Source organism: Caryophanon latum (assembly GCF_001700325.1).
GTDB classification, from domain to species: Bacteria; Bacillota; Bacilli; order Bacillales_A; family Planococcaceae; genus Caryophanon; species Caryophanon latum.
In genome coordinates this window covers 22,098-41,996 of record NZ_MATO01000001.1, presented here as the reverse complement: position 1 = coordinate 41,996, position 19,899 = coordinate 22,098, and the positions used below count along the sequence as shown (strand labels likewise).

Annotated in this window: 20 protein-coding genes; 17 read left to right on the top strand and 3 right to left on the bottom strand. The window is 44.0% G+C overall.

The genetic code is table 11. From position 1 onward, the window contains the following. The first annotated feature begins 120 nt into the window (after positions 1–120). The 11 genes from A6K76_RS00200 to A6K76_RS00150 all read left to right on the top strand — a co-directional run bounded on the left by A6K76_RS00200 (position 121) and on the right by A6K76_RS00150 (position 8,774). The gene (locus A6K76_RS00200) at positions 121–642 is read left to right on the top strand and encodes a YqeG family HAD IIIA-type phosphatase (RefSeq protein WP_066460951.1); all 522 of its coding nucleotides are present in this window, start codon (positions 121–123) and stop codon (positions 640–642) included. Then, complete coding sequence (gene yqeH, locus A6K76_RS00195; protein WP_066460950.1) at positions 639–1,742, top strand: ribosome biogenesis GTPase YqeH; 1,104 nt, start codon at positions 639–641, stop codon at positions 1,740–1,742. The genes A6K76_RS00200 and yqeH overlap by 4 nt, the downstream gene beginning before the upstream one ends. 75 nt (positions 1,743–1,817) lie before the next feature. Continuing rightward, positions 1,818–2,648 carry a shikimate dehydrogenase gene (gene aroE / locus A6K76_RS00190; protein ID WP_066460948.1) on the top strand — a complete coding sequence of 277 codons (831 nt, stop codon included), beginning with the start codon at positions 1,818–1,820 and terminating at the stop codon, positions 2,646–2,648. Continuing rightward, on the top strand, positions 2,649–2,951 hold the full coding sequence (gene yhbY / locus A6K76_RS00185) for a ribosome assembly RNA-binding protein YhbY (RefSeq protein ID WP_066460946.1): 303 nt from the start codon (positions 2,649–2,651) through the stop codon (positions 2,949–2,951). An 18-nt stretch (positions 2,952–2,969) separates the two neighbouring features. Continuing rightward, positions 2,970–3,542 carry a nicotinate-nucleotide adenylyltransferase gene (locus A6K76_RS00180; RefSeq protein ID WP_066460945.1) on the top strand — a complete coding sequence of 191 codons (573 nt, stop codon included), beginning with the start codon at positions 2,970–2,972 and terminating at the stop codon, positions 3,540–3,542. Continuing rightward, a complete protein-coding gene (gene yqeK / locus A6K76_RS00175; RefSeq protein ID WP_066460944.1) occupies positions 3,529–4,095 on the top strand; it encodes a bis(5'-nucleosyl)-tetraphosphatase (symmetrical) YqeK in 567 nt (188 codons plus the stop codon). The genes A6K76_RS00180 and yqeK overlap by 14 nt, the downstream gene beginning before the upstream one ends. Positions 4,096–4,098: 3 nt before the next feature. Beyond that, positions 4,099–4,446, top strand: coding sequence for a ribosome silencing factor (rsfS, locus tag A6K76_RS00170; RefSeq protein WP_066460942.1), 348 nt, complete (start codon positions 4,099–4,101; stop codon positions 4,444–4,446). A gap of 1 nt (position 4,447) precedes the next feature. After that, positions 4,448–5,185: a class I SAM-dependent DNA methyltransferase gene (locus A6K76_RS00165; RefSeq protein ID WP_066460941.1), complete on the top strand. Its 738-nt coding sequence runs from the start codon at positions 4,448–4,450 to the stop codon at positions 5,183–5,185. 82 nt (positions 5,186–5,267) lie between these two features. Beyond that, positions 5,268–5,879, top strand: coding sequence for a ComEA family DNA-binding protein (locus A6K76_RS00160; RefSeq protein ID WP_066460939.1), 612 nt, complete (start codon positions 5,268–5,270; stop codon positions 5,877–5,879). A 62-nt stretch (positions 5,880–5,941) separates the two neighbouring features. Beyond that, positions 5,942–6,517, top strand: a complete 576-nt coding sequence (locus tag A6K76_RS00155; protein WP_066460937.1) for a ComE operon protein 2 — start codon at positions 5,942–5,944, stop codon at positions 6,515–6,517. Next, positions 6,495–8,774, top strand: a complete 2,280-nt coding sequence (locus A6K76_RS00150; protein ID WP_083995150.1) for a DNA internalization-related competence protein ComEC/Rec2 — start codon at positions 6,495–6,497, stop codon at positions 8,772–8,774. The genes A6K76_RS00155 and A6K76_RS00150 overlap by 23 nt, the downstream gene beginning before the upstream one ends. A gap of 44 nt (positions 8,775–8,818) precedes the next feature. On the opposite strand, the gene A6K76_RS16375 is transcribed toward A6K76_RS00150, so the two are convergent. Further along, complete coding sequence (locus A6K76_RS16375; RefSeq protein ID WP_083995148.1) at positions 8,819–8,989, bottom strand: YqzM family protein; 171 nt, start codon at positions 8,987–8,989, stop codon at positions 8,819–8,821. A gap of 178 nt (positions 8,990–9,167) precedes the next feature. Here A6K76_RS16375 and holA point away from each other — a divergent pair, with 178 nt between their 5' ends. Continuing rightward, positions 9,168–10,172 carry a DNA polymerase III subunit delta gene (gene holA, locus A6K76_RS00145; protein ID WP_066460934.1) on the top strand — a complete coding sequence of 335 codons (1,005 nt, stop codon included), beginning with the start codon at positions 9,168–9,170 and terminating at the stop codon, positions 10,170–10,172. Positions 10,173–10,542: 370 nt separating this feature from the next. On the opposite strand, the gene rpsT is transcribed toward holA, so the two are convergent. Next, the gene (rpsT, locus tag A6K76_RS00140; protein WP_066460931.1) at positions 10,543–10,788 is read right to left on the bottom strand and encodes a 30S ribosomal protein S20; all 246 of its coding nucleotides are present in this window, start codon (positions 10,786–10,788) and stop codon (positions 10,543–10,545) included. Between the two features lie 432 nt (positions 10,789–11,220). Here rpsT and lepA point away from each other — a divergent pair, with 432 nt between their 5' ends. Beyond that, positions 11,221–13,047: a translation elongation factor 4 gene (gene lepA / locus A6K76_RS00135; protein WP_066460929.1), complete on the top strand. Its 1,827-nt coding sequence runs from the start codon at positions 11,221–11,223 to the stop codon at positions 13,045–13,047. Positions 13,048–13,075: 28 nt separating this feature from the next. Here the strand turns inward: lepA and A6K76_RS00130 are convergent, their stop codons facing one another. Further along, positions 13,076–14,527 carry a tetratricopeptide repeat-containing diguanylate cyclase gene (locus A6K76_RS00130; RefSeq protein WP_066460928.1) on the bottom strand — a complete coding sequence of 484 codons (1,452 nt, stop codon included), beginning with the start codon at positions 14,525–14,527 and terminating at the stop codon, positions 13,076–13,078. A 474-nt stretch (positions 14,528–15,001) separates the two neighbouring features. Here A6K76_RS00130 and hemW point away from each other — a divergent pair, with 474 nt between their 5' ends. The 4 genes from hemW (at position 15,002) to dnaK (ending at position 19,890) form a co-directional block, all read left to right on the top strand. Next, positions 15,002–16,144, top strand: coding sequence for a radical SAM family heme chaperone HemW (gene hemW, locus A6K76_RS00125; protein ID WP_066460926.1), 1,143 nt, complete (start codon positions 15,002–15,004; stop codon positions 16,142–16,144). Positions 16,145–16,241: 97 nt separating this feature from the next. Continuing rightward, a complete protein-coding gene (gene hrcA / locus A6K76_RS00120) occupies positions 16,242–17,270 on the top strand; it encodes a heat-inducible transcriptional repressor HrcA (protein WP_066460925.1) in 1,029 nt (342 codons plus the stop codon). 14 nt (positions 17,271–17,284) lie between these two features. Next, positions 17,285–17,857 carry a nucleotide exchange factor GrpE gene (gene grpE / locus A6K76_RS00115; protein ID WP_245671925.1) on the top strand — a complete coding sequence of 191 codons (573 nt, stop codon included), beginning with the start codon at positions 17,285–17,287 and terminating at the stop codon, positions 17,855–17,857. 188 nt (positions 17,858–18,045) lie between these two features. Then, positions 18,046–19,890 carry a molecular chaperone DnaK gene (dnaK, locus tag A6K76_RS00110; RefSeq protein ID WP_066460923.1) on the top strand — a complete coding sequence of 615 codons (1,845 nt, stop codon included), beginning with the start codon at positions 18,046–18,048 and terminating at the stop codon, positions 19,888–19,890. Positions 19,891–19,899: the final 9 nt, after the last annotated feature.

Sequence of the window (19,899 nt, the reverse complement as noted above, 5' to 3'; positions counted from 1 at the left end):
CGCGGAAAGCCTGCCTCGACGTGGAAAGCAACGTTCATAAGCAGACGAATGAACAGCTACTCAATACATGACATGTCGTATATTTTGCGAACAACTATCATCGAAAAAGGTGGCTACACAGTGTACAATTTTTTATTGCCAAATGAATATGTCAATAATATTTTTGCGATTACACCGGAGAAGCTTGCGGCTTTAGGGATTCGCGGTATTATTACAGACTTAGACAATACGTTAGTAGAATGGGACCGTCCTAATGCAACAGAGGAGCTACAAACGTGGCTTTTGCAAATGAAGGAAGCGGGCATCCGTATTATTATCGCGTCAAACAATAACGAAGCGCGTGTAAAGCATTTTGCCGAACCGATTGGCATTCCATATATTTTTAAAGCGCGTAAACCGCTCGGCGGCGCGTATTACCGTGCGCTCGTACGATTAAAATTACGCCCTGAGGAAGTGGCGATGGTAGGCGATCAGCTATTAACGGACGTGATGGGTGGCAAGCGCTTAAAGCTCTATACGTTTTTAGTGCGTCCAGTGGCGCAGTCAGACGGCTTTGTTACACGTTTTAACCGCTTTGTGGAACGTCGCGTCTTTAATGATTTACAACGAAAAGGAATACGAACTTGGGAGGACGAAGCATGAGTGAAGCATTACAATGTGTCGGGTGCGGCGTAGCGATTCAAACAGAGGATAAAACCGCTGTAGGCTATGCACCGGCATCATCTTTAGAAAAGGAAGTTATTATTTGTCAGCGTTGTTTTCGTTTAAAAAACTATAACGAAATTCAACCAGTAAGCTTAACGGATGACGACTTTTTACGCATTTTAAATGGTTTAGGTGAGCAGGACGGCTTAATCGTGAAAATCGTAGACATTTTTGACTTTAACGGCAGCTGGTTACCAGGATTACACCGCTTTGTCGGAAAAAATCCAGTGCTGCTTGTCGCAAACAAAGTCGATTTATTACCGAAATCAGTGAAGCACAATAAAGTAATCAATTGGTTACGTCGTGAAGCGAAAGCACTTGGCTTAAACGCAATTGACGTGAAGCTCGTGTCAGCGCATAAAGGGATCGGCATGGCTGAAGTGATTGAAGCGATTGAGGACTATCGCAAAAAGAAAGATGTTTACGTAGTAGGCTGTACGAACGTTGGGAAATCAACGTTCATTAACCGCATTATTAAGCAAGCAACAGGTGAAGGTGAAGTCATTACGACATCTCACTTCCCAGGAACAACGCTTGATATGATCGGCATTCCGCTAGATGATGGCTCGGCGTTATTTGATACACCAGGCATCATTAACCATCATCAAATGGCGCATTATTTAGATGCATCAGAATTAAAATACATTATGCCGAAAAAAGAAATTAAGCCAAAAGTGTATCAGCAAAACGCAGGGCAAACGTTATTTGTCGGCGCACTTGCCCGCTTTGACTTCATTCAAGGTGAGCGTTCAGCATTTACGGTGCATATCGCAAATGACTTACCAATCCACCGTACGAAGTTAGAAAAGGCAGATGATTTATATGCGAACCACCGCGGGGAGCTGCTTGCACCACCAACAGCGGAGCATATTGAGAAATTACCACCACTTGTGCGTCACGAGTTTTCAATTAAAGAAGCAAAAACAGACGTCGTATTTTCAGGCTTAGGTTGGATTACAGTGCAGCACGCGAACGTTGTCATTGCCGCATATGCACCTAAAGGGGTAGAAGTATTTATCCGTCCGTCACTAATTTAAATAATTAGCTGAGAGCGATGAAAAAGCATCATTTTCACATTTGACTATTTGTAGAGAGCTGAGGTTGTTTTTTTGATGAAGAAATGGTTTGCAGTAATCGGGGATCCAATTAAACATTCAAAGTCACCAGAAATGCATCATTTTTGGTATGAGGATATGGGAGAGGACGCAGCGTACGTGCCAATTCACGTTGCACCAGAGCAGCTTGGGCAAGCGGTGCAGTCGATGAAGCTTCTTGGCACGAGCGGCTGGAACGTTACAATTCCGCATAAAGAAACGATTATCCCATATTTAGATGAGCTAGATGAGCAGGCGAAAAAGATGGGTGCGGTAAACACTGTCGTTCGTCAAGCAGATGGTACGCTAAAAGGGTATAATACAGATGGCTTAGGTTTTGTACGTTCATTAGAGGAAGCAATTGGCTCGAAGCAAAAAGCAGACCGCGTTCTCGTTATCGGAGCAGGTGGAGCAGCGCGCGGTATTGCGTTTGCGCTACAAGCATCAGGTTACACAAATATGACCGTTGCGAATCGTACGGTTGAAAAGGCAGAGGCAATTGTGAGTGAGATAGGTACAGGCGATGCAATTAGCTTACAGCAAGCAGGCGAACGCTTAGCGGACTATGATATTTTAGTGCAAACGACGTCAGCAGGGTTAAACGATGCATTTAGCATGCCGTTTCCACTAACGAACTTAAAAGCAGATGCAATCGTTGCGGATATCGTATACAACCCACTCATTACGCCGTTTTTAGCAGCAGCACAGCAACAAGGCGCGCGCATCGTCACAGGTGTTGGCATGTTCGTGCATCAAGGTGCCATTGCGTATGAGCATTGGCTACAAAAAACACCAAATACAAATGCAATGATTGCCCGTTTAATGGAGCAATTAGGAGGAACTAAATAAATGTTAACAGGTAAACAAAAGCGTTTTTTACGCGCAGAAGCACATCATTTAACACCGATTTTTCAAGTAGGTAAAGGCGGCGTAAATGGTGAAATGATCAAAAGTATTCGTGACGTATTAGAAGCGCGCGAATTAATTAAAGTACGTATTTTAGACAACTGTGAAGAGGATAAAAATGACGTAGCAAAAGCGTTAGCAACAGGTGCGCGTGCAGAGCTCGTTCAATTAATCGGCTTAACAGTTGTATTATATAAAGAGTCACGCGAAAACAAAAAAATCGTGTTACCAAAAGCAGCGAAGTAAAAAGGAGTCGAGGCACTCGTGAAAAAGGTCGGCATTTTAGGTGGTACATTTAATCCGCCGCATGTTGGGCATTTACTGATGGCAAACGAGGCGCTGCATGCGTTATCACTTGATGAGGTACGCTTTATGCCAAATGCGATTCCACCACATAAGCAAGTAAACTACATGCCACGTGATGCACAGCGGCTTGATTTGCTGCAATGCTTGATCGATGAAGAGGCAGCATTTACGATTGAGCCTTATGAAATCGAGCGTGGAGGCACGTCGTATACAATTGATACGATGCGAGCGTTAACGTCTCGTGAGCCACATACTGCGTTTTATTTCATCATTGGCGGCGATTCAATCGATACGTTGCACACATGGAAAGAAATTGATGCGCTTATGCAGCTCGTGACGTTCGTTGGCATACTGCGCCCTGGTAGTCAAGGTGTGTCCACGTATGCGGTGACACTGCTACAAACGCCACAAATCGATGTGTCGTCCACTCTTTTACGCGAACGTTTAGCAAAAGGTTACACCGTAAATTATTTATTACCAAAACAGGTAGAAGCTTATATTCGAAAGGAACGATTGTATGGAGCGAATTGAGTATTTAGCATATGTGAAAGAGCGCATGCCAAATAAGCGCTACATTCATACGCTCGGTGTAGAGGAGACGGCGAAAAAGCTCGCGGCGCATTACGGACAAAACGTAGCGCATGCTGAGACTGCTGCGATTTTACACGACGTCGCCAAATATGCGAACGTTGCGTGGATGGAGCAAATTGTGCGTGACTACGGCTTAGACGCGCGTTTAATTGGTTGGGGCAGTGAGTTGCTACACGGTCCAGTTGGCGCATGGATTGCTGAGCATGAGTTGGACGTGACGCATGAGGACGTATTAAATGCGATGCGCTATCATACAACGGGACGCGCGAATATGAGCCATTTAGAGAAAATTATATATGTAGCGGATATGCTTGAGCCGAACCGCCAATTCCCCGGAGTCGATGATTTACGTCAAATGATGTATGATGGACTAAATGAAGTATTTGAAGCGTGTGTGAAGCATGCACTCATTCACTTAATTTCAAGCGGGATTGCGGTATTTCCTCAATCAATTGAATGCTATAACGACATGATGTCGTCAGAAAGGAATTAATCAATGTCAAACTTAGTAAATGTAGTATATCAAGCAGCAGATGATAAACGTGCGGAGGATATCGTTGTACTGAACATGCAAGGCATTTCATTACTTGCGGATTATTTCGTAATTTGTGAAGGTAACTCAGAACGTCAAGTAGAAGCGATCGCACGTGAAATGGTTGAAAAAGCACGTGAAGAAGGCATCGACGTAAAACGCGTAGAAGGTTTAGAGTCATCACGTTGGGTTTTAGTGGATATGGGTGACGTTGTTGCACACGTATTCCATAAAGATGAGCGTGCATATTATAATTTAGAGCGCCTATGGGGAGATGCTCCGCAATTACACGTAGACGCTCCAGCGAACTAATATGCGTAGCTATGAGCGTTTTGCGCATGTGTATGATGAGCTGATGACCGACATTCCGTATGATGAGTACGTTGAATGGGTCATGCAGCTTGCGCCGTGTGAAACGCACAAAAAGTTACTCGATATTGGCTGTGGTACAGGCGTTCTTGCCGCAATGTTTGCACAAGCTGGCTATGACGTAGCAGGCATCGACTTATCAGAGGATATGCTTGCGGTTGCACAGGAGCGTTTTAGTGCGATCGGTTTACACATTCCACTATATGCGATGTCGATGGACGAGTTAGACGGCTTTAGCGATATTGACGTAGCCGTTATTCCAATTGATTCGATCAACTACGTGCGTGAGACAGAAGCAGTGAAACAAACGTTTGCGCGCATTTACGATGCATTGCGTGAAGGTGGTCAGCTGTTATTCGATGTGCACAGCACGTTTAAAACAGACGACATCTTTTTAGACGGACCGTTTACGTACGATGATGGTGACATTACGTACGTCTGGCATACAGAGCCGACTGATGAGCCGCACGCGGTCGCATCAAACATTACGTTTTTCGTGCGCACCGAAGATGATTTGTTCGAGCGCTTTGACGAGGAGCACTATCAGCGTACGTACGACGTTGCACAATACGTCGCGTGGCTAACGGAGCTCGGCTACAAACACATTTCGGTGACAGCCGATTGGTCAAACGAAGCACCGTCAGACGACAGCGAGCGAATTTTTATTCGAGCGGTGAAATAGCCCTTTAAATTTTTAGAGGAATCGTTTATATTGGAGTTGTCTCCATATAACGATTCCTCTTTTTTCGTAAAAGGAGGACGCGATGCAACAATGGATGAAATATGCGGCCATACCAGCAGCCGCCCTTTTACTATTCCTCATTTTTTTCTTCACAGGTCGCAGTGAGCCGACCGACACAACCTTACCATTACAGCAAGCAGAACAACAACCAATCGAACAAGACGTTCAAGAAGAAGTACCGCAGCCTGCGTCGATTGTCGTCGATGTAAAAGGTGCTGTTCGCAGTCCAGGTGTGTATACATTAACGGACGAGCAGCGTGTGATCGATGCGATTAACGCAGCAGGTGGCTATGTAGATGGCGCCGATAGCACGCTCATTAATCATGCCGAAAAGCTAACGGATGCGCTCGTCATTTACGTGCCGCTTGAAGGCGAAGAAATGCCGGTCATTGCGAGTGCAGCAACATTTACATCGAGCGCTTCATCAAATGCGACAAGCTCGCTTATCAATATTAATACTGCAAGCGACAGTGATTTACAAACGCTACCGGGCATCGGTCCGTCGAAGGCACAAGCAATTATTCGCCACCGCGAGGAAAACGGTGCATTTACTTCACCTGAGCAGCTAACGGACGTTACAGGTATTGGTGATAAAACATTTGAGCAGCTTGCGGATTTAATTACGGTGAAATAATACTAGTGAAACAATTCTGAATCGTCTACACTAATAACGAACGAAAAAGTGGAGGTTGTTATATGGAACGTATTACGTGGGATCAATTTTTTATGGCACAAAGTCACTTGCTAGCACTGCGCAGCACATGTACGCGTTTAGCAGTAGGAGCAATCGTTGTGCGCGATAATCGTGTTATCGCAGGGGGCTATAACGGCTCGATTTCAGGCGATGAGCATTGCATCGATGAAGGGTGCTACGTCGTTGACAATCATTGCGTGCGTACGATTCATGCGGAAATGAACGCGCTGCTGCAATGCGCGAAATATGGCACACCGACGAATGAGGCGACAGTGTATGTGACGCATTTTCCGTGTTTGCCGTGTACGAAATCGCTCATTCAAGCCGGTATTCGCCGTATTTTTTATGCGAACGACTATAAAAATAACGAATATGCCCAGCAGTTGCTTGAACGTGCAGGTGTAGACGTTGTACACGTGCCGTTTGACGAGCGCAAAATTGACTTTTTGCAAGACGACAAGCTAAAGCTGTACGTCGAGCTACTTAATGCGTTACGTGCAGAAGGGGCGAGTGCTGAAACGTTGAGCTCATATGAACAAAGGGTGAAACAGTTATTTGCACAACAAGTATCCGTATAAAACGTTTATTGCCACTTTGAGTGCAGTCATCGGGGTAGTTGGAAGCTATGAGCATGTGGCGGCGCTATGCAGCTATGTGCTCATTTTATGTTGGTTATATTATAAAAAGTATCCGCGCGTGCAATACGTCGTCACATGTGGCGTCATGCTGCTCTTTTTTGCGTACAGCGAATACGTGCAGCATACGTTAACGAATGAAGTCGCAAAGCAGCAAGTCATTACGTGGACAGATCGCCATACAATACGCGGCGATACAGTGCGCGGCTTCGTCAAAACAGCAGGTGGTCAAAAGCTGTACGTCACATATGAAATGAAAAGTGAGGACGAAAAAGCGCAGTTACAAGCAATAAGTTTAGCTGGGCGCACGTTCGTTGCAACAGGTGAGCTCGTTGCACCGCGCACGCCGAACCATATGTATAGTTTTCAGATGATCGATTACATTCGCTCGCACCGTGCGCAAGGTATTTATGAAATCACGTCGTGGTACGAGCAATCGTCAAAGCATTCCATTGCGACATTTTTAGCAAAGTGGCGCTTTCAGCTAAATGAGCGCATTGACCGCATCTTTCCAGAAAGCATTGCACCAGAAGCGAAGGCGCTATTATTTGGTGATCAGCAGGAGACGGAGGAGGAGGCACAACGCGCATATTTAGCGCTCGGCATTACGCATTTGTTTGCCATTTCCGGGCTGCATATTGCGTTACTTGCGTGGCTATTATACGAGGCGATGATCATATGTCGTGTACGAAAAGAGGTAGCGCAAAGTATACTGCTTATTGCACTACCAGTATACGGGGTGCTTGCAGGGGGGGCGCCGTCTGTATGGCGTGCGGTGAGCTTTGTTGAAATAGCGTTAATCGCGCAGTTTTTCCGCAAGCCGCTGCCGTTACTTACAATTATTGCGGCAAGTTGTTTAGCGTATTTATGCATCAATCCGGGCACGCTATTTCAAGTCGGTTTTCAGTTGTCGTATTTAGCGTCACTTGCGCTCATTATGTCTGCTCGTCTATTAGCGCGTTACGACAATTTTTGGATGCAGTCGTTTATCGTGACGGTCGTTTGTCAGCTGTTAACGTATCCGCTACTACTATATCATTTTTATACGCTATCGATTTCCTCCTTTTTTGCGAACGTCGTGTTCGTTCCGCTATTTTCATTCATCATTTTGCCAATCAACGTCATTTTATTTGTTTTGCCTACACAGATTGGCGCGCCGCTCATGAAGCTGTACGAGCCGATGCGCGTGACGCTACAACAATTTATTTATTGGCTAGGGGAACTGCCATATCAGCAATGGGTAAGTGGTCAGCCGCCGATTTGGTGCTGCATTGTGGCGTACGTCTGCATTGTCGCAACGTTTATTTGCTTTGAGCGTCGAGTGCATTGGTCGCGTGTCGTGCCGCTTTTATTGATGCCGGTCGTATTAATTGAAGCGGTCAGCATATTGTCGGTGCGCGAGCCGACTGTGCATTTTATTAACGTTGGGCAAGGGGATGCGACGTTAATTGAAATGCCGTACAGGCGCCATGTCATGCTCATCGATACAGGGGGATTACTACGATTTAGCGAAGAGGAATGGAAGCAGGGGAATGTGTTTGAGGTCGGACGGGATATTGTCGTGCCGTATATGAAAGGGCTAGGTATTAGTAAAATCGATGCGCTCGTTTTAACGCATGCCGATGCCGATCACGTAGAAGGTGCGGAGGAAGTGTTGCAAGAGTTGCGGGTAAAACGCATTCACGTACCGCCAAACAGCGTACATGATGCATCGATGGCAGACGTAGTAGGAGAGGTAATGAAGCAGCGTATTCCAGTAGAGGAGAAAATGGCAGGGGATGTGTGGCAGCACGGCGATGTGTCATTTACGTACATGTGGCCACAAAATGCGCAGTATGAAGGCAACAATTCGTCGCTCGTGCTGCTTATGGAGGCAAATAATCACCGCGTTTTATTAACAGGTGACGTCGAGGAGGCAGGTGAGCTTGACATGTTGCAGGCGCACGATGAGCTACTGCAAAACGTTACAGTATTAAAAGCGGGGCATCACGGCAGTAAAACGTCGAGCCATCCATCATTTGTCGAGACGGTAGCGCCGCGCCTCGTCGTTTTTACAGCAGGAGAGAACAATCGGTACAATCATCCACACGAAGACGTTGTAGCGCGATTTAAGGCGTCTCAGTCATATATGTGGCAAACAGGTATAGACGGCACGCTGAAAATAACACTTGGAGACGAGCTGCGACTACAGCGACACTAATACGAAAAGGGCATGAAGCGGAATTGACCACTTCATGCCTTTTTTTATGCGTTGATGAATTGAATAATGGTTGCGATAATGAACATTGTTGAAAAGAAACCAAACGAGACGACGAAGCCCATACCTGCATCGATCGCATCGTTACGGTTACAGTTGATGTTTTCACGTTCAAATGGATTGTGTGTTTCAGGTAATGGTTCATGTTGTTGTGCCATGCTCATTCCTCCTTCACGGTAATTGGTTTGCGCGATATGAATAGGAAAAATGGTTTTTCGAGCAAACTCATTGCTTAAAGTATAAAATAGTTAAATGTAAAAAGCTACCGTTAATTTGAGGTAGGCAAAAAACGATGCAAGCGGTATAATACGATAGACAGAAAGTGAAGGTGGACAAATGTTTTCAAAAGTTTGGCGCGACATTCAAAAAGGCAACATCGCTCCTGTCTATTTACTTGTCGGCGAAGAAGCGTACTATGTCGATGAGACAATTTCGAAGCTACGAGCAGCACTAGGTGGAGAAGACGGCGAATACGCACAATTTGATTGCGCGGAGCAGCCTGTGGATTTTGTGATCGACGAAGCGGACACCATTCCATTTTTCTCGGATCGTAAGCTTGTCGTTGCGCGCAATGCGAGTTTTTTGCGTGCAACAGAAAAGGGAAAAGAGAAGATTGAACACGACTTATCTCGCTTAGAAGCATGGCTAGAACATCCGACAGAGCAATGTGTAACCGTTTTTGTAGCTCCGTATGAAAAATTAGATGAACGAAAAAAAGTGACGAAGCTGATGAAAAAGCACGCCATCCTTTTAGAAGCAACACAGCTAAAGGAGAACGATTTGGCGGTGTGGATTCAGCAAGAAATTGCAGCGCAGCAAGGACGCATTACTGATGATGCAGTCGGTAAGCTCATTGATATGGTCGGTGCGAATATGCTGCAGCTTCGACTTGAAATAGAAAAGCTATTATTGTTTGTAGAAGGCGATGTCATTGACGCACAAGTCGTCGAGAACTTAGTCGCTAAAACGTTAGAGCACGATGCGTTTAAACTATTAAACGCCTATTTAGCGCGCGACATTATAACTGCGGTGACGATTTATCACGATTTATTGCGCCAAAAGGAAGAGCCTATTATGCTTGTTGGGTTGCTCGCATCTAATATTCGAACGATGAATCATGTGTATTATTTAGAACAAAAGGGCTATCATCCACAGCAAATTGCGAAGCAGCTGAAGCTTCATCCGTACCGTGTGAAGCTCATGGTCGAAAATCGCAAACGTCCGACCGAGGAGCGCTTACTGAAGGCTTTACATCGCTTAGCAGAAGTTGATTTAAAGCTGAAGACGACCGGCGGCAACAGGGAGCGACATTTAGAGCTGTTTTTAATTCAGCCGTTATAAATAATAAAAGGAGTATCATTCGAGACTAACTTGTTTCGAGTGATATTTTTTTTGATGAATGATTATGCCCGCTCTGATGATACGCCATCTTAATTCAGCTGAATGGCTTGTTTGTAGCAGTAAAACTGATATTGATGCTGCATTGTATTGGCAAACCGCGACTGCCAATTGAAAGGTGTATCAACATGCAAGAGCGCGGAGTAGGAGTAGTTGCTCGTAACAAACGAGGTGGACTCCAGCGGGAAAAGCATGAGCTTGAGACTACAGGTTCAGGCCATGCCCGCGGAAAGCCTGCCTCGGTAGTGTAGAGCAACTCTCTCAAACAACGAAAAAGAGACAACCCAGATGGATTGTCTCTTACACATGATGCTTATTTAGTAGCAAGACGTGATTTTTTACGAGCTGCAGCGTTTTTGTGAATAAGACCTTTAGAAGCAGCTTTATCAAGTGCTTTAGAAGCAGCAGCAACTAATTGTGGCGCGTTTTCAGCACCAGCAACTAATGCTTGCTCAGCTTTTTTCACTGTAGAACGCATTGTAGATTTAGCATGTGCATTTGCAGCTTGTGCTTTCTCAGCAACTTTTACACGTTTAATAGCAGATTTAATGTTTGGCATAACTTTCACCTCCTAAAATAGGTACGAGATGATTTCTTCTCATTTTTATTTCATGTGTCAATACAACAAAAATCATTCTACCAAACGTAGAACATAATTGCAATACATAAACGCAAAGAATATTTACTTGACACGCAAAATGTATACTAACATAAGCGCTGTTCGCTCATCAATAGTAATTGTTGTTAATTCTAAACGAAATGTCGCCGTTTTGCTACTATAATTTCTTAAGAAAAGTATAGTAAGAATTTTCGTAACTTTCTTTCATGATGAAAAAGTTTGACATAGTAGTCGCTTGTTCGTACAGAAACCGTTATAATAATAAGGTTAGTTACAATGGGCGGGCAACGGATATTTGTGCATGTCGCTTGTTGTCGTACGTATAAAATCCATAGTATAATTCAATTTAGTTTAAAGCAGGAGTGAAAATACATGAATCGACAAGATCGCTTAAAGCGCCAAGAGAACATCCGTAACTTCTCGATTATCGCGCATATTGACCACGGAAAATCGACGCTAGCTGACCGTTTATTAGAAAAAACACAAACGGTAACGCAGCGTGAAATGAAATCACAATTACTAGATTCGATGGATTTAGAGCGTGAACGCGGTATTACAATTAAATTAAATGCCGTACAGTTAAAGTATAAAGCAAAGGACGGCGAAATTTATACGTTCCACTTAATCGACACGCCAGGGCACGTCGATTTCACGTATGAAGTATCACGTTCATTAGCAGCATGTGAAGGCGCGATTTTAGTTGTTGACGCAGCGCAAGGAATTGAAGCGCAAACGTTAGCAAACGTTTATTTAGCGCTTGATAACAACTTAGAAATTTTACCGGTTATTAATAAAATTGACTTGCCAGCAGCAGATCCAGAGCGTGTGCGTGGAGAAGTAGAGGACGTAATCGGCTTAGATGCATCAGAGGCGGTTCTTGCTTCTGCAAAAGCAGGCATCGGCATTGAAGATATTTTAGAGCAAATCGTTGAAAAAGTACCAGCGCCAGAGGGAGACCCAGATGCGCCGCTACAAGCGTTAATTTTCGACTCAGTATACGACCCGTACAAAGGGGTTATCATTTCAATTCGTATCGTCAACGGTACAGTTAAAGCGGGCGATACGATTCGTATGATGGCTACAGGCGCGGAGTTTGAAGTAATCGAAGTCGGTATTCACACGCCAAAAGTTGTGCCACAAGCAGAGTTAACAGTTGGTGACGTAGGCTATTTAACAGCATCGATTAAAAATGTACAAGATACGCGTGTAGGGGATACGGTGACGCTTGCGAACAATCCAGCAGCAGAGGCGCTACCAGGCTACCGTAAGCTGAATCCTATGGTATATTGCGGTTTGTATCCAATCGACACAGCGAAATATAACGATTTACGTGAAGCGTTAGAAAAGCTAGAGTTAAACGACTCAGCATTGCAATATGAGCCTGAAACATCACAGGCGCTAGGCTTCGGCTTCCGTTGTGGATTTTTAGGCTTATTACACATGGAAATTATTCAAGAGCGTATTGAGCGTGAGTTTAACATCGACTTAATTACGACGGCACCATCTGTAATTTACCAAGTAACGAAAACAGATGGCAGCGTATTAAACGTCGATAACCCGTCAATGATGCCCGACCCACAAAAAATTGACCAAATTGAAGAGCCATACGTAAAGGCGACAATTATGGTGCCAAATGATTACGTTGGGGCAGTAATGGAGCTTTGTCAAAAGAAACGCGGTAACTTCTCAGGAATGGACTACATCGACGATACGCGCGTAAAAATCGTGTACGAAATGCCACTTGCAGAAATCGTTTATGACTTCTTTGACTTCTTAAAGTCGAACACGAAAGGCTATGCGTCATTTGACTACGAGCTAATCGGCTATAAACCATCGAAGTTAAACAAGATGGACATTTTATTAAACGGTGAGCAAGTCGATGCATTAAGCTTTATCGTACACCGTGACTTTGCATACGAGCGTGGCAAAGTAATTGTAGAAAAGTTAAAAGAATTAATTCCACGTCAGCAATTCGAAGTGCCGGTACAAGCAGCAATTGGACAAAAAATTATTGCGCGTTCAACGATTAAATCGATGGGTAAAAACGTACTTGCAAAATGTTACGGCGGTGACATTTCACGTAAGCGTAAATTACTTGATAAGCAAAAAGCAGGTAAGAAGCGTATGAAGCAAGTCGGCTCAGTAGAAGTACCACAGGAAGCATTCATGGCAGTGCTGAAAATGGACGATTCAAAATAAATGTTGAAAGAGGTGTAACGAATTTTCGTTACACCTCTTTTTTTTGCGCCACCGTTAAGCGACCGCGTCCGTTTTGCTTCGAAGCATAGAGCGCTTCATCAGCTGCTTGTAACGCTTGTTTAAACGTATGCACGTTATGCACTTGCGTATGGGCAACTCCCATACTAACAGAAATCGGAATTTTGATTTTTTCAAAATCGACGACGAGTGACGATAGCAAAGTAAATAAATTTTCTGCGCGCTCTAGCCCTTCAAGCGGTGTGAGCTGTTTGAAGACGACGACAAATTCATCGCCGCCGTAGCGTGCTACAATCGTCGTTTCTTCTACGACATTTTTTTTGCATTTCATCGCTAAATATTGAATGACGTGATCGCCCGCTAAATGCCCGTACGTATCATTAATACGCTTGAACTTATCGATATCAAATAGCGCAATCGTCACGTTGTCGTTCGTTTCATGCGCTTTTTCAATCCACTGGCTCGCAGTATCTTCTAAATAGCGGCGGTTGTAAATGCCTGTTAACGAATCGCGCTCCGCTTGCTCTTTAATTTCGACCATTTGCTGATTCGCTGAGGCGAGTGCAAATTCCTCATTGGCGTTATATTCGATAAGTGCTTTTAATGCCTCGACATATTCTTCATACGTAATGAGCACTTTGTCGATATTGTTTAGTTTTTTCGCAATCGTTAGCTGCTGCTCAAGCATCGTCGCTAGCAGCTGGTAGTCTTTAATTTGATGCTCACGGAATAGTCGCACCGCCTGCTTTTGCATACGGAAAGCTTGTTCAAATTCTTCTAAAAGCGTGTAATACAACGCATATAAATTATACGTGTTTGCAAGCTCCTTTGCGGCGGAGTGATAAAAGTCGCGCCCGTTAATCGAATCAAACACATGCTTTGCATCAGCCAGTCGATGCTGAGCAAGAAGTGCACGAATTTTTAAATTTTTCGCACAGCAAAGTTCAACTGGCAGCGATAAGGTTGCACGATCAATGCATTCAATTGCTAAATCTACAGCCGCGAGTGTTTCGTCGAATTGCTTTTCGTTAAACGTTAAGCTTGCGTATAAATTTAAGCTATGCGCCGCTGTTGCATAGTCCTGCTCTTTAAAACCAAGCAAATACGACTCGCGGAAATAGTTTTTAGCTTTTTCGTATTGCTGGCGATTGGCATAAAGTAGTCCGAGCATCGGATAAAGCTTTGCGTAATCTGGTGTTACTTGGTGTCGAGCACAAAGCGGCTCGTACTCATTGACAAGCTGAAAAGCACTTTTTAAATCACCGATATGAAAAAAATCTTTTGCAAGCATGATATGGCAATGCAATACGTCGATATAGCAGCCTATTGCCTCGAAATCCATCTTTGCTACTCGCAGCATTGGAATACTCTCCTCATAGCGTCCTTCATTGGATAATAAATGTGCAGTGTCGACCGTTTTTTTTATTTGCTCATACGGTGATGGAATTGACGTCGCGTCCATACCACACCTCCTTTACTAAAATAAAACTTCAAGCGTGTTGATTAGCCGTTCAACTGGCATTTCGCGTATGGTGGCTCGCTTTCCTGGGGCTCGGCTCAAGCCTCCGCGCCTCTCCTATGTCGAGGCTTACGGGGTCTTGAGGCACGAGCTATTCCCCAAGGAGTCTCGCCACCCGCTCCATGCCACAAAAATGCAGCGTTCATCTCCGTCTTGCTACTAAAAACAAGCAATTCAGCTGTATAAAAATAGCTAATCAACAGACCTGATAAAACTTATTGTATTAATGCCCGAAAAAGACTATGCATAATCTTAAAAAGGACGAAACTTTTCAGCTATTTTCAGTATAGTAGATGTTTATAATTATGTAAAAGGAACAAATGGTAGTAAAAAAGTCTACAAGAGGCATTTCGTGCTGAAACGAAGCGACAATGTTAAACTTAGAGCAATGTGTGAAAGAAAGTAGGGAAACAACATATGGGGATTCGTGGAGTATACATCCATATACCATTTTGTCATCAAATTTGTAATTATTGTGACTTCAATAAAGTGTTTTTTAAAAATCAACCGGTTGATGCATATATTGAGAGTGTCGGCGAGGAGCTGCGCCTGTATGCGACGGAGCAGCCAGGTCGCTTTAACGATGTCGAGACGATCTTTTTAGGTGGTGGCACACCGACTGCATTAACAGCAGCGCAAATTACGCGACTGCTTGAGCTTGTGCGTACGTACATTCCGCAACAGACAGTCGTCGAGTTTACGTCAGAAGCTAATCCAGATGAGCTAAGCCGAGACAAGCTAGAGGCGCTCTTTGCTGGCGGCGTCAATCGTTTAAGCATGGGCGTGCAGTCATTTGATGAAGGGTTGCTAAAAAAAATTGGGCGCACACATAGCAACGAGCACGTGTTTCAAACAGTGGCGCTTGCAAAAGAAGTAGGCTTTACAAACATTAGCATCGATTTAATGTACGGCTTGCCAAACCAAACGCTTGAACAGTGGCAACATACGCTACAAACGGCGATGACGCTCAATTTGCCGCATTTTTCGGCGTACTCGCTACTTGTCGAGCCAAAGACGGTATTTTACATTCAATACAATAAAGGAAAGCTCGCGCTGCCGACAGAGGATTTAGAGGCGACGATGTATGGGCATTTAATTGACGAGATGGAGCGCCACGGCTTAAAGCAGTACGAAATTAGCAACTTCGCTAAGGACGGCTACGCATCGGTTCATAATAAAATTTATTGGGACAACGATGAATACGCAGGCTTTGGCGCAGGGGCTCACGGTTATGTAGACGGCGTGCGCTATTCGAATCATGGCCCAATCAAAAAATATATGGATGCTGTTGCTAGCGGACAAAAGCCAGTGATTCACGAGCATACGGTGACGCGTGACGAACGTTTAGAGGAGCAAATGTTTTTAGGGCTGCGCAAAACGGACGGCGTGACACATGACGAATTTATGCGAAAGTTTGGCGTGCCGATGATCGACGTGTTCGGTGACGTCATCGCGTCGGAAGTGGAGTTGGAGCGTTTAATTCACGATGAAGACGGTGTGCGTTTAACGAGACGTGGTCGTTTTATCGGCAATGAAGTATTCCAACAATTTTTATTATAAAAAGTGTGTCGATTTCGTTGACAGTTTCACATCCCTTTGGTAAATTAAAAACAGTATTAGCACTCCATATAGATGAGTGCTAACAGAGGTGATGAATATGCTATCAAGTCGACAGTTACAGATTTTGCAAGTAATTGTAGATGATTTTATTACGTCAGCTCAGCCAGTTGGCTCTCGACAAATCTCGAAGCGTGCAGACATTACATTTAGTCCTGCTACAATTCGAAATGAAATGGCAGACCTTGAAGAACTCGGGTTTTTAGAAAAAACACATACGTCTTCAGGTCGTGTACCTTCTCAAAAAGGGTATCGCTTTTATGTCGACCATCTGTTGAAGCCACAAGTAATTACAGCAGAAGACATTCGCCAAATCCAATCAATCTTTTCAGACCAGATGATGGAAATGGAACAGGTCATTCGTAAAACTGCCACGATTTTATCGGAGTTGACGTCATATACATCGATATTGCTTGGACCATCAAGTAGCTCGCATCGCGTAAAAAAATTCTCACTCGTACCGCTCACAGCAACAAATGGAGTTGCAATTATTGTGACGGACAACGGGCATGTTGAAAATCGACTTGTGTCGTTACCAGCAGAGCTCGCAGCACATGAGCTTGAGAAAATGGTCAATATTTTAAATGAACGTCTCGTCGGCATTCCGCTTTCGGACGTGCATAAAAAAATGGAAACTGAAGTGATGCATTTAGTAAGCAAGCATGTAGGAAATATCGAGCATTTCATTCGTAGTTTCTTTAAGCAGTCGGATGATGTGTCAAACGGTAAACTCGTATATGGTGGCAAGTTGAATATTTTAAATCAGCCGGAGTTTCATGATTTAGAAAAAATTCGTTCCTTAATGGACATGATGGATGAAGCAAGCAATGAAGTGCCATCGATCATTCGTCCAGCAAACAGCAATATCGAAATTCGCATCGGTACAGAAAATAATCATTTTGCGATGGAGGATTGCAGCATCATCACCGCGTCGTTTATGACAGGTGAGCATGAAGAAGGAGCGATTGCTATTATCGGTCCTACACGGATGGATTACCAACGTGTTGTGGCACTACTTGATTTTATGAGACAAGAGCTTTCAAGAAATTATTTAGGGCCAAATGTATAAGAGGAGGATGAACTGTGTCAGAGGAAATGAAAAATGAAGCGCAAAATCAAGAAGCACAAGTAGCAGAAGATGTAGCGCCAGCAGCTGAAGAACAGGCAACAGAAGAAGCAGTCGAGCTTACAGAGGAGCAAAAACTTCAAGCTGAAATTGATGAATTAAAAGCAAAACTAGAAGAAGAAGAAAACCGCTACTTACGTTTACGAGCAGATTTCGACAATCAACGTCGCCGCGCTGTACAAGACCGTCAAGCGGCTGAAAAATACCGCGCACAAGCGTTATTAACAGAGCTTCTTCCAGTATTAGATAACTTTGAGCGTGCAATGCAAGTAGACGTATCTTCTGAAGATGCACAAGCTTTATATAAAGGTGTCGAAATGGTTTACAAAACGTTAATCGCCGCAACCGAACAAGAAGGATTAAGCATTATCCCGGCGGTTGGCGCAGAATTCGATCCAAATGTACACCAAGCAGTGATGCAAGAAAGCGATCCAGAGCAAGCTTCTGGCATCGTCTTAAAAGAGTTACAAAAAGGCTACCAACTAAAAGACCGCGTATTACGCCCGTCAATGGTATCTGTAAATGAGTAATTGTTTAGTAAAGTAAAGGCTGTGAGCGTGCGGCGAGACTCCTAGGGGAAAAGCTCGTGACTCAAGACCCCGCAACCGCTCGCGGTGAGGAGGCTTGAGCCGAGCCCCAGGAACGCGAGCCGCACGATGTGAACAGCTGACAGTGAAACGAATAGATTAACACACAAACTTAGGAGGATTTTTCAATTATGAGCAAAATTATCGGTATTGACTTAGGGACAACAAACTCTTGTGTATCTGTATTAGAAGGCGGCGAGCCAGTCGTAATTCCAAACCCAGAAGGTAACCGTACAACGCCATCTGTTGTAGCATTCAAAAACGGTGAAAAACAAGTCGGGGAAGTAGCAAAGCGTCAAGCAGTAACAAACCCAAACACAATCATTTCAGTTAAATCATTAATGGGTACTTCTGAAAAAGTGAAAGCTGAAGATAAAGAGTACACACCACAAGAAGTATCAGCAATGATTTTACAATACTTAAAAGGCTACGCTGAAGATTACTTAGGCGAAAAAGTAACGAAAGCAGTCATTACTGTACCAGCTTACTTCAACGATGCACAACGTCAAGCAACAAAAGACGCTGGTAAAATCGCAGGTCTTGAAGTAGAGCGTATCATTAACGAACCAACAGCAGCAGCGTTAGCATACGGTTTAGATAAACAAGACGTTGACCAAAAAATCTTAGTATTCGACTTAGGTGGCGGTACGTTCGACGTATCAATTCTTGAATTAGGTGATGGCGTATTCGAAGTATTAGCAACAGCAGGTGACAACAAACTTGGTGGTGACGACTTCGACGCGAAAATTATCGATTTCTTAGTAGAAGAATTCAAAAAAGAAAACGGCATCGACTTATCAAAAGACAAAATGGCGATGCAACGTTTAAAAGATGCAGCTGAAAAAGCGAAAAAAGACTTATCAGGTGTAACGACAACTCAAATTTCATTACCGTTCATCACAGCTGGAGAAGCAGGTCCATTACACCTAGAAACAACTTTATCTCGTGCGAAATTCGATGACATTACACGCGATCTTGTAGAGCGTACAATCATCCCAACTCGCCAAGCATTAAAAGATGCTGGTCTTTCAGCTTCTGACTTAGACAAAGTGATTTTAGTTGGTGGTTCTACTCGTATTCCAGCAGTACAAGAAGCAATCAAAAAAGAAACAAACCAAGACCCACACCGCGGCGTAAACCCAGACGAAGTAGTAGCGATGGGTGCAGCAGTACAAGGTGGCGTATTAACTGGTGACGTAGAAGGTGTCGTATTACTTGACGTAACACCGTTATCACTTGGTATTGAGACAATGGGCGGCGTGTTCACGAAATTAATCGAGCGCAACACAACGATCCCAACGTCTAAATCACAAGTATTCTCTACAGCAGCGGATAACCAACCAGCAGTAGACATTCACGTATTACAAGGTGAGCGTCCGATGTCAGCAGACAACAAAACATTAGGTCGCTTCCAATTATCTGATATTCCACCAGCACCACGTGGCGTACCACAAATCGAAGTAACGTTCGACATCGACAAAAACGGTATCGTATCAGTTAAAGCAAAAGACTTAGGTACAAACAAAGAGCAAACGATCGTCATCCAATCTGATTCTGGTTTAACAGAAGAAGAGATCGAAAAAATGGTAAAAGACGCAGAAGCAAACGCAGAAGCAGATGCGAAGCGTAAAGAAGAAGCAGAAGTGCGCAACGAAGCAGACCAACTTGCATTCCAAGTGGACAAAACAGTTGCTGACTTAGGCGAAAACATTAACGAAGAAGAGAAAAAATCAGTAGAAGATGCACGCGATGAGCTGAAAAAAGCGTTAGAAGGCGACGACATCGAAGCAATTAAAGCTGGCAAAGAAAAATTAGAAGGCATTTTACAGCCATTAATCGTAAAAATGTATGAGCAAGCAGCAGCAGCTCAACAAGCAGCACAAGGCGGCGAAGGTTTCAACGGCGCACAAGAAGCTGATAAAAAAGACGACGGCATTGTAGACGCTGAGTTTGAGGAAGTAAAAGACGACAAGTAATCGTTGCTT

What these genes read in the sequence shown, in the direction of transcription:
- yqeH (WP_066460950.1), top strand. Translation starts at nt 639, where the DNA reads ATGAGTGAAGCATTACAATGTGTCGGGTGCGGCGTAGCGATTCAAACA.
- aroE (WP_066460948.1), top strand. Translation starts at nt 1,818, where the DNA reads ATGAAGAAATGGTTTGCAGTAATCGGGGATCCAATTAAACATTCAAAG.
- yhbY (WP_066460946.1), top strand. Translation starts at nt 2,649, where the DNA reads ATGTTAACAGGTAAACAAAAGCGTTTTTTACGCGCAGAAGCACATCAT.
- yqeK (WP_066460944.1), top strand. Translation starts at nt 3,529, where the DNA reads ATGGAGCGAATTGAGTATTTAGCATATGTGAAAGAGCGCATGCCAAAT.
- rsfS (WP_066460942.1), top strand. Translation starts at nt 4,099, where the DNA reads ATGTCAAACTTAGTAAATGTAGTATATCAAGCAGCAGATGATAAACGT.
- A6K76_RS00165 (WP_066460941.1), top strand. Translation starts at nt 4,448, where the DNA reads ATGCGTAGCTATGAGCGTTTTGCGCATGTGTATGATGAGCTGATGACC.
- A6K76_RS00160 (WP_066460939.1), top strand. Translation starts at nt 5,268, where the DNA reads ATGCAACAATGGATGAAATATGCGGCCATACCAGCAGCCGCCCTTTTA.
- A6K76_RS00155 (WP_066460937.1), top strand. Translation starts at nt 5,942, where the DNA reads ATGGAACGTATTACGTGGGATCAATTTTTTATGGCACAAAGTCACTTG.
- A6K76_RS16375 (WP_083995148.1), bottom strand. Translation starts at nt 8,989, where the DNA reads ATGGCACAACAACATGAACCATTACCTGAAACACACAATCCATTTGAA.
- holA (WP_066460934.1), top strand. Translation starts at nt 9,168, where the DNA reads ATGTTTTCAAAAGTTTGGCGCGACATTCAAAAAGGCAACATCGCTCCT.
- rpsT (WP_066460931.1), bottom strand. Translation starts at nt 10,788, where the DNA reads ATGCCAAACATTAAATCTGCTATTAAACGTGTAAAAGTTGCTGAGAAA.
- lepA (WP_066460929.1), top strand. Translation starts at nt 11,221, where the DNA reads ATGAATCGACAAGATCGCTTAAAGCGCCAAGAGAACATCCGTAACTTC.
- A6K76_RS00130 (WP_066460928.1), bottom strand. Translation starts at nt 14,527, where the DNA reads ATGGACGCGACGTCAATTCCATCACCGTATGAGCAAATAAAAAAAACG.
- hemW (WP_066460926.1), top strand. Translation starts at nt 15,002, where the DNA reads ATGGGGATTCGTGGAGTATACATCCATATACCATTTTGTCATCAAATT.
- hrcA (WP_066460925.1), top strand. Translation starts at nt 16,242, where the DNA reads ATGCTATCAAGTCGACAGTTACAGATTTTGCAAGTAATTGTAGATGAT.
- dnaK (WP_066460923.1), top strand. Translation starts at nt 18,046, where the DNA reads ATGAGCAAAATTATCGGTATTGACTTAGGGACAACAAACTCTTGTGTA.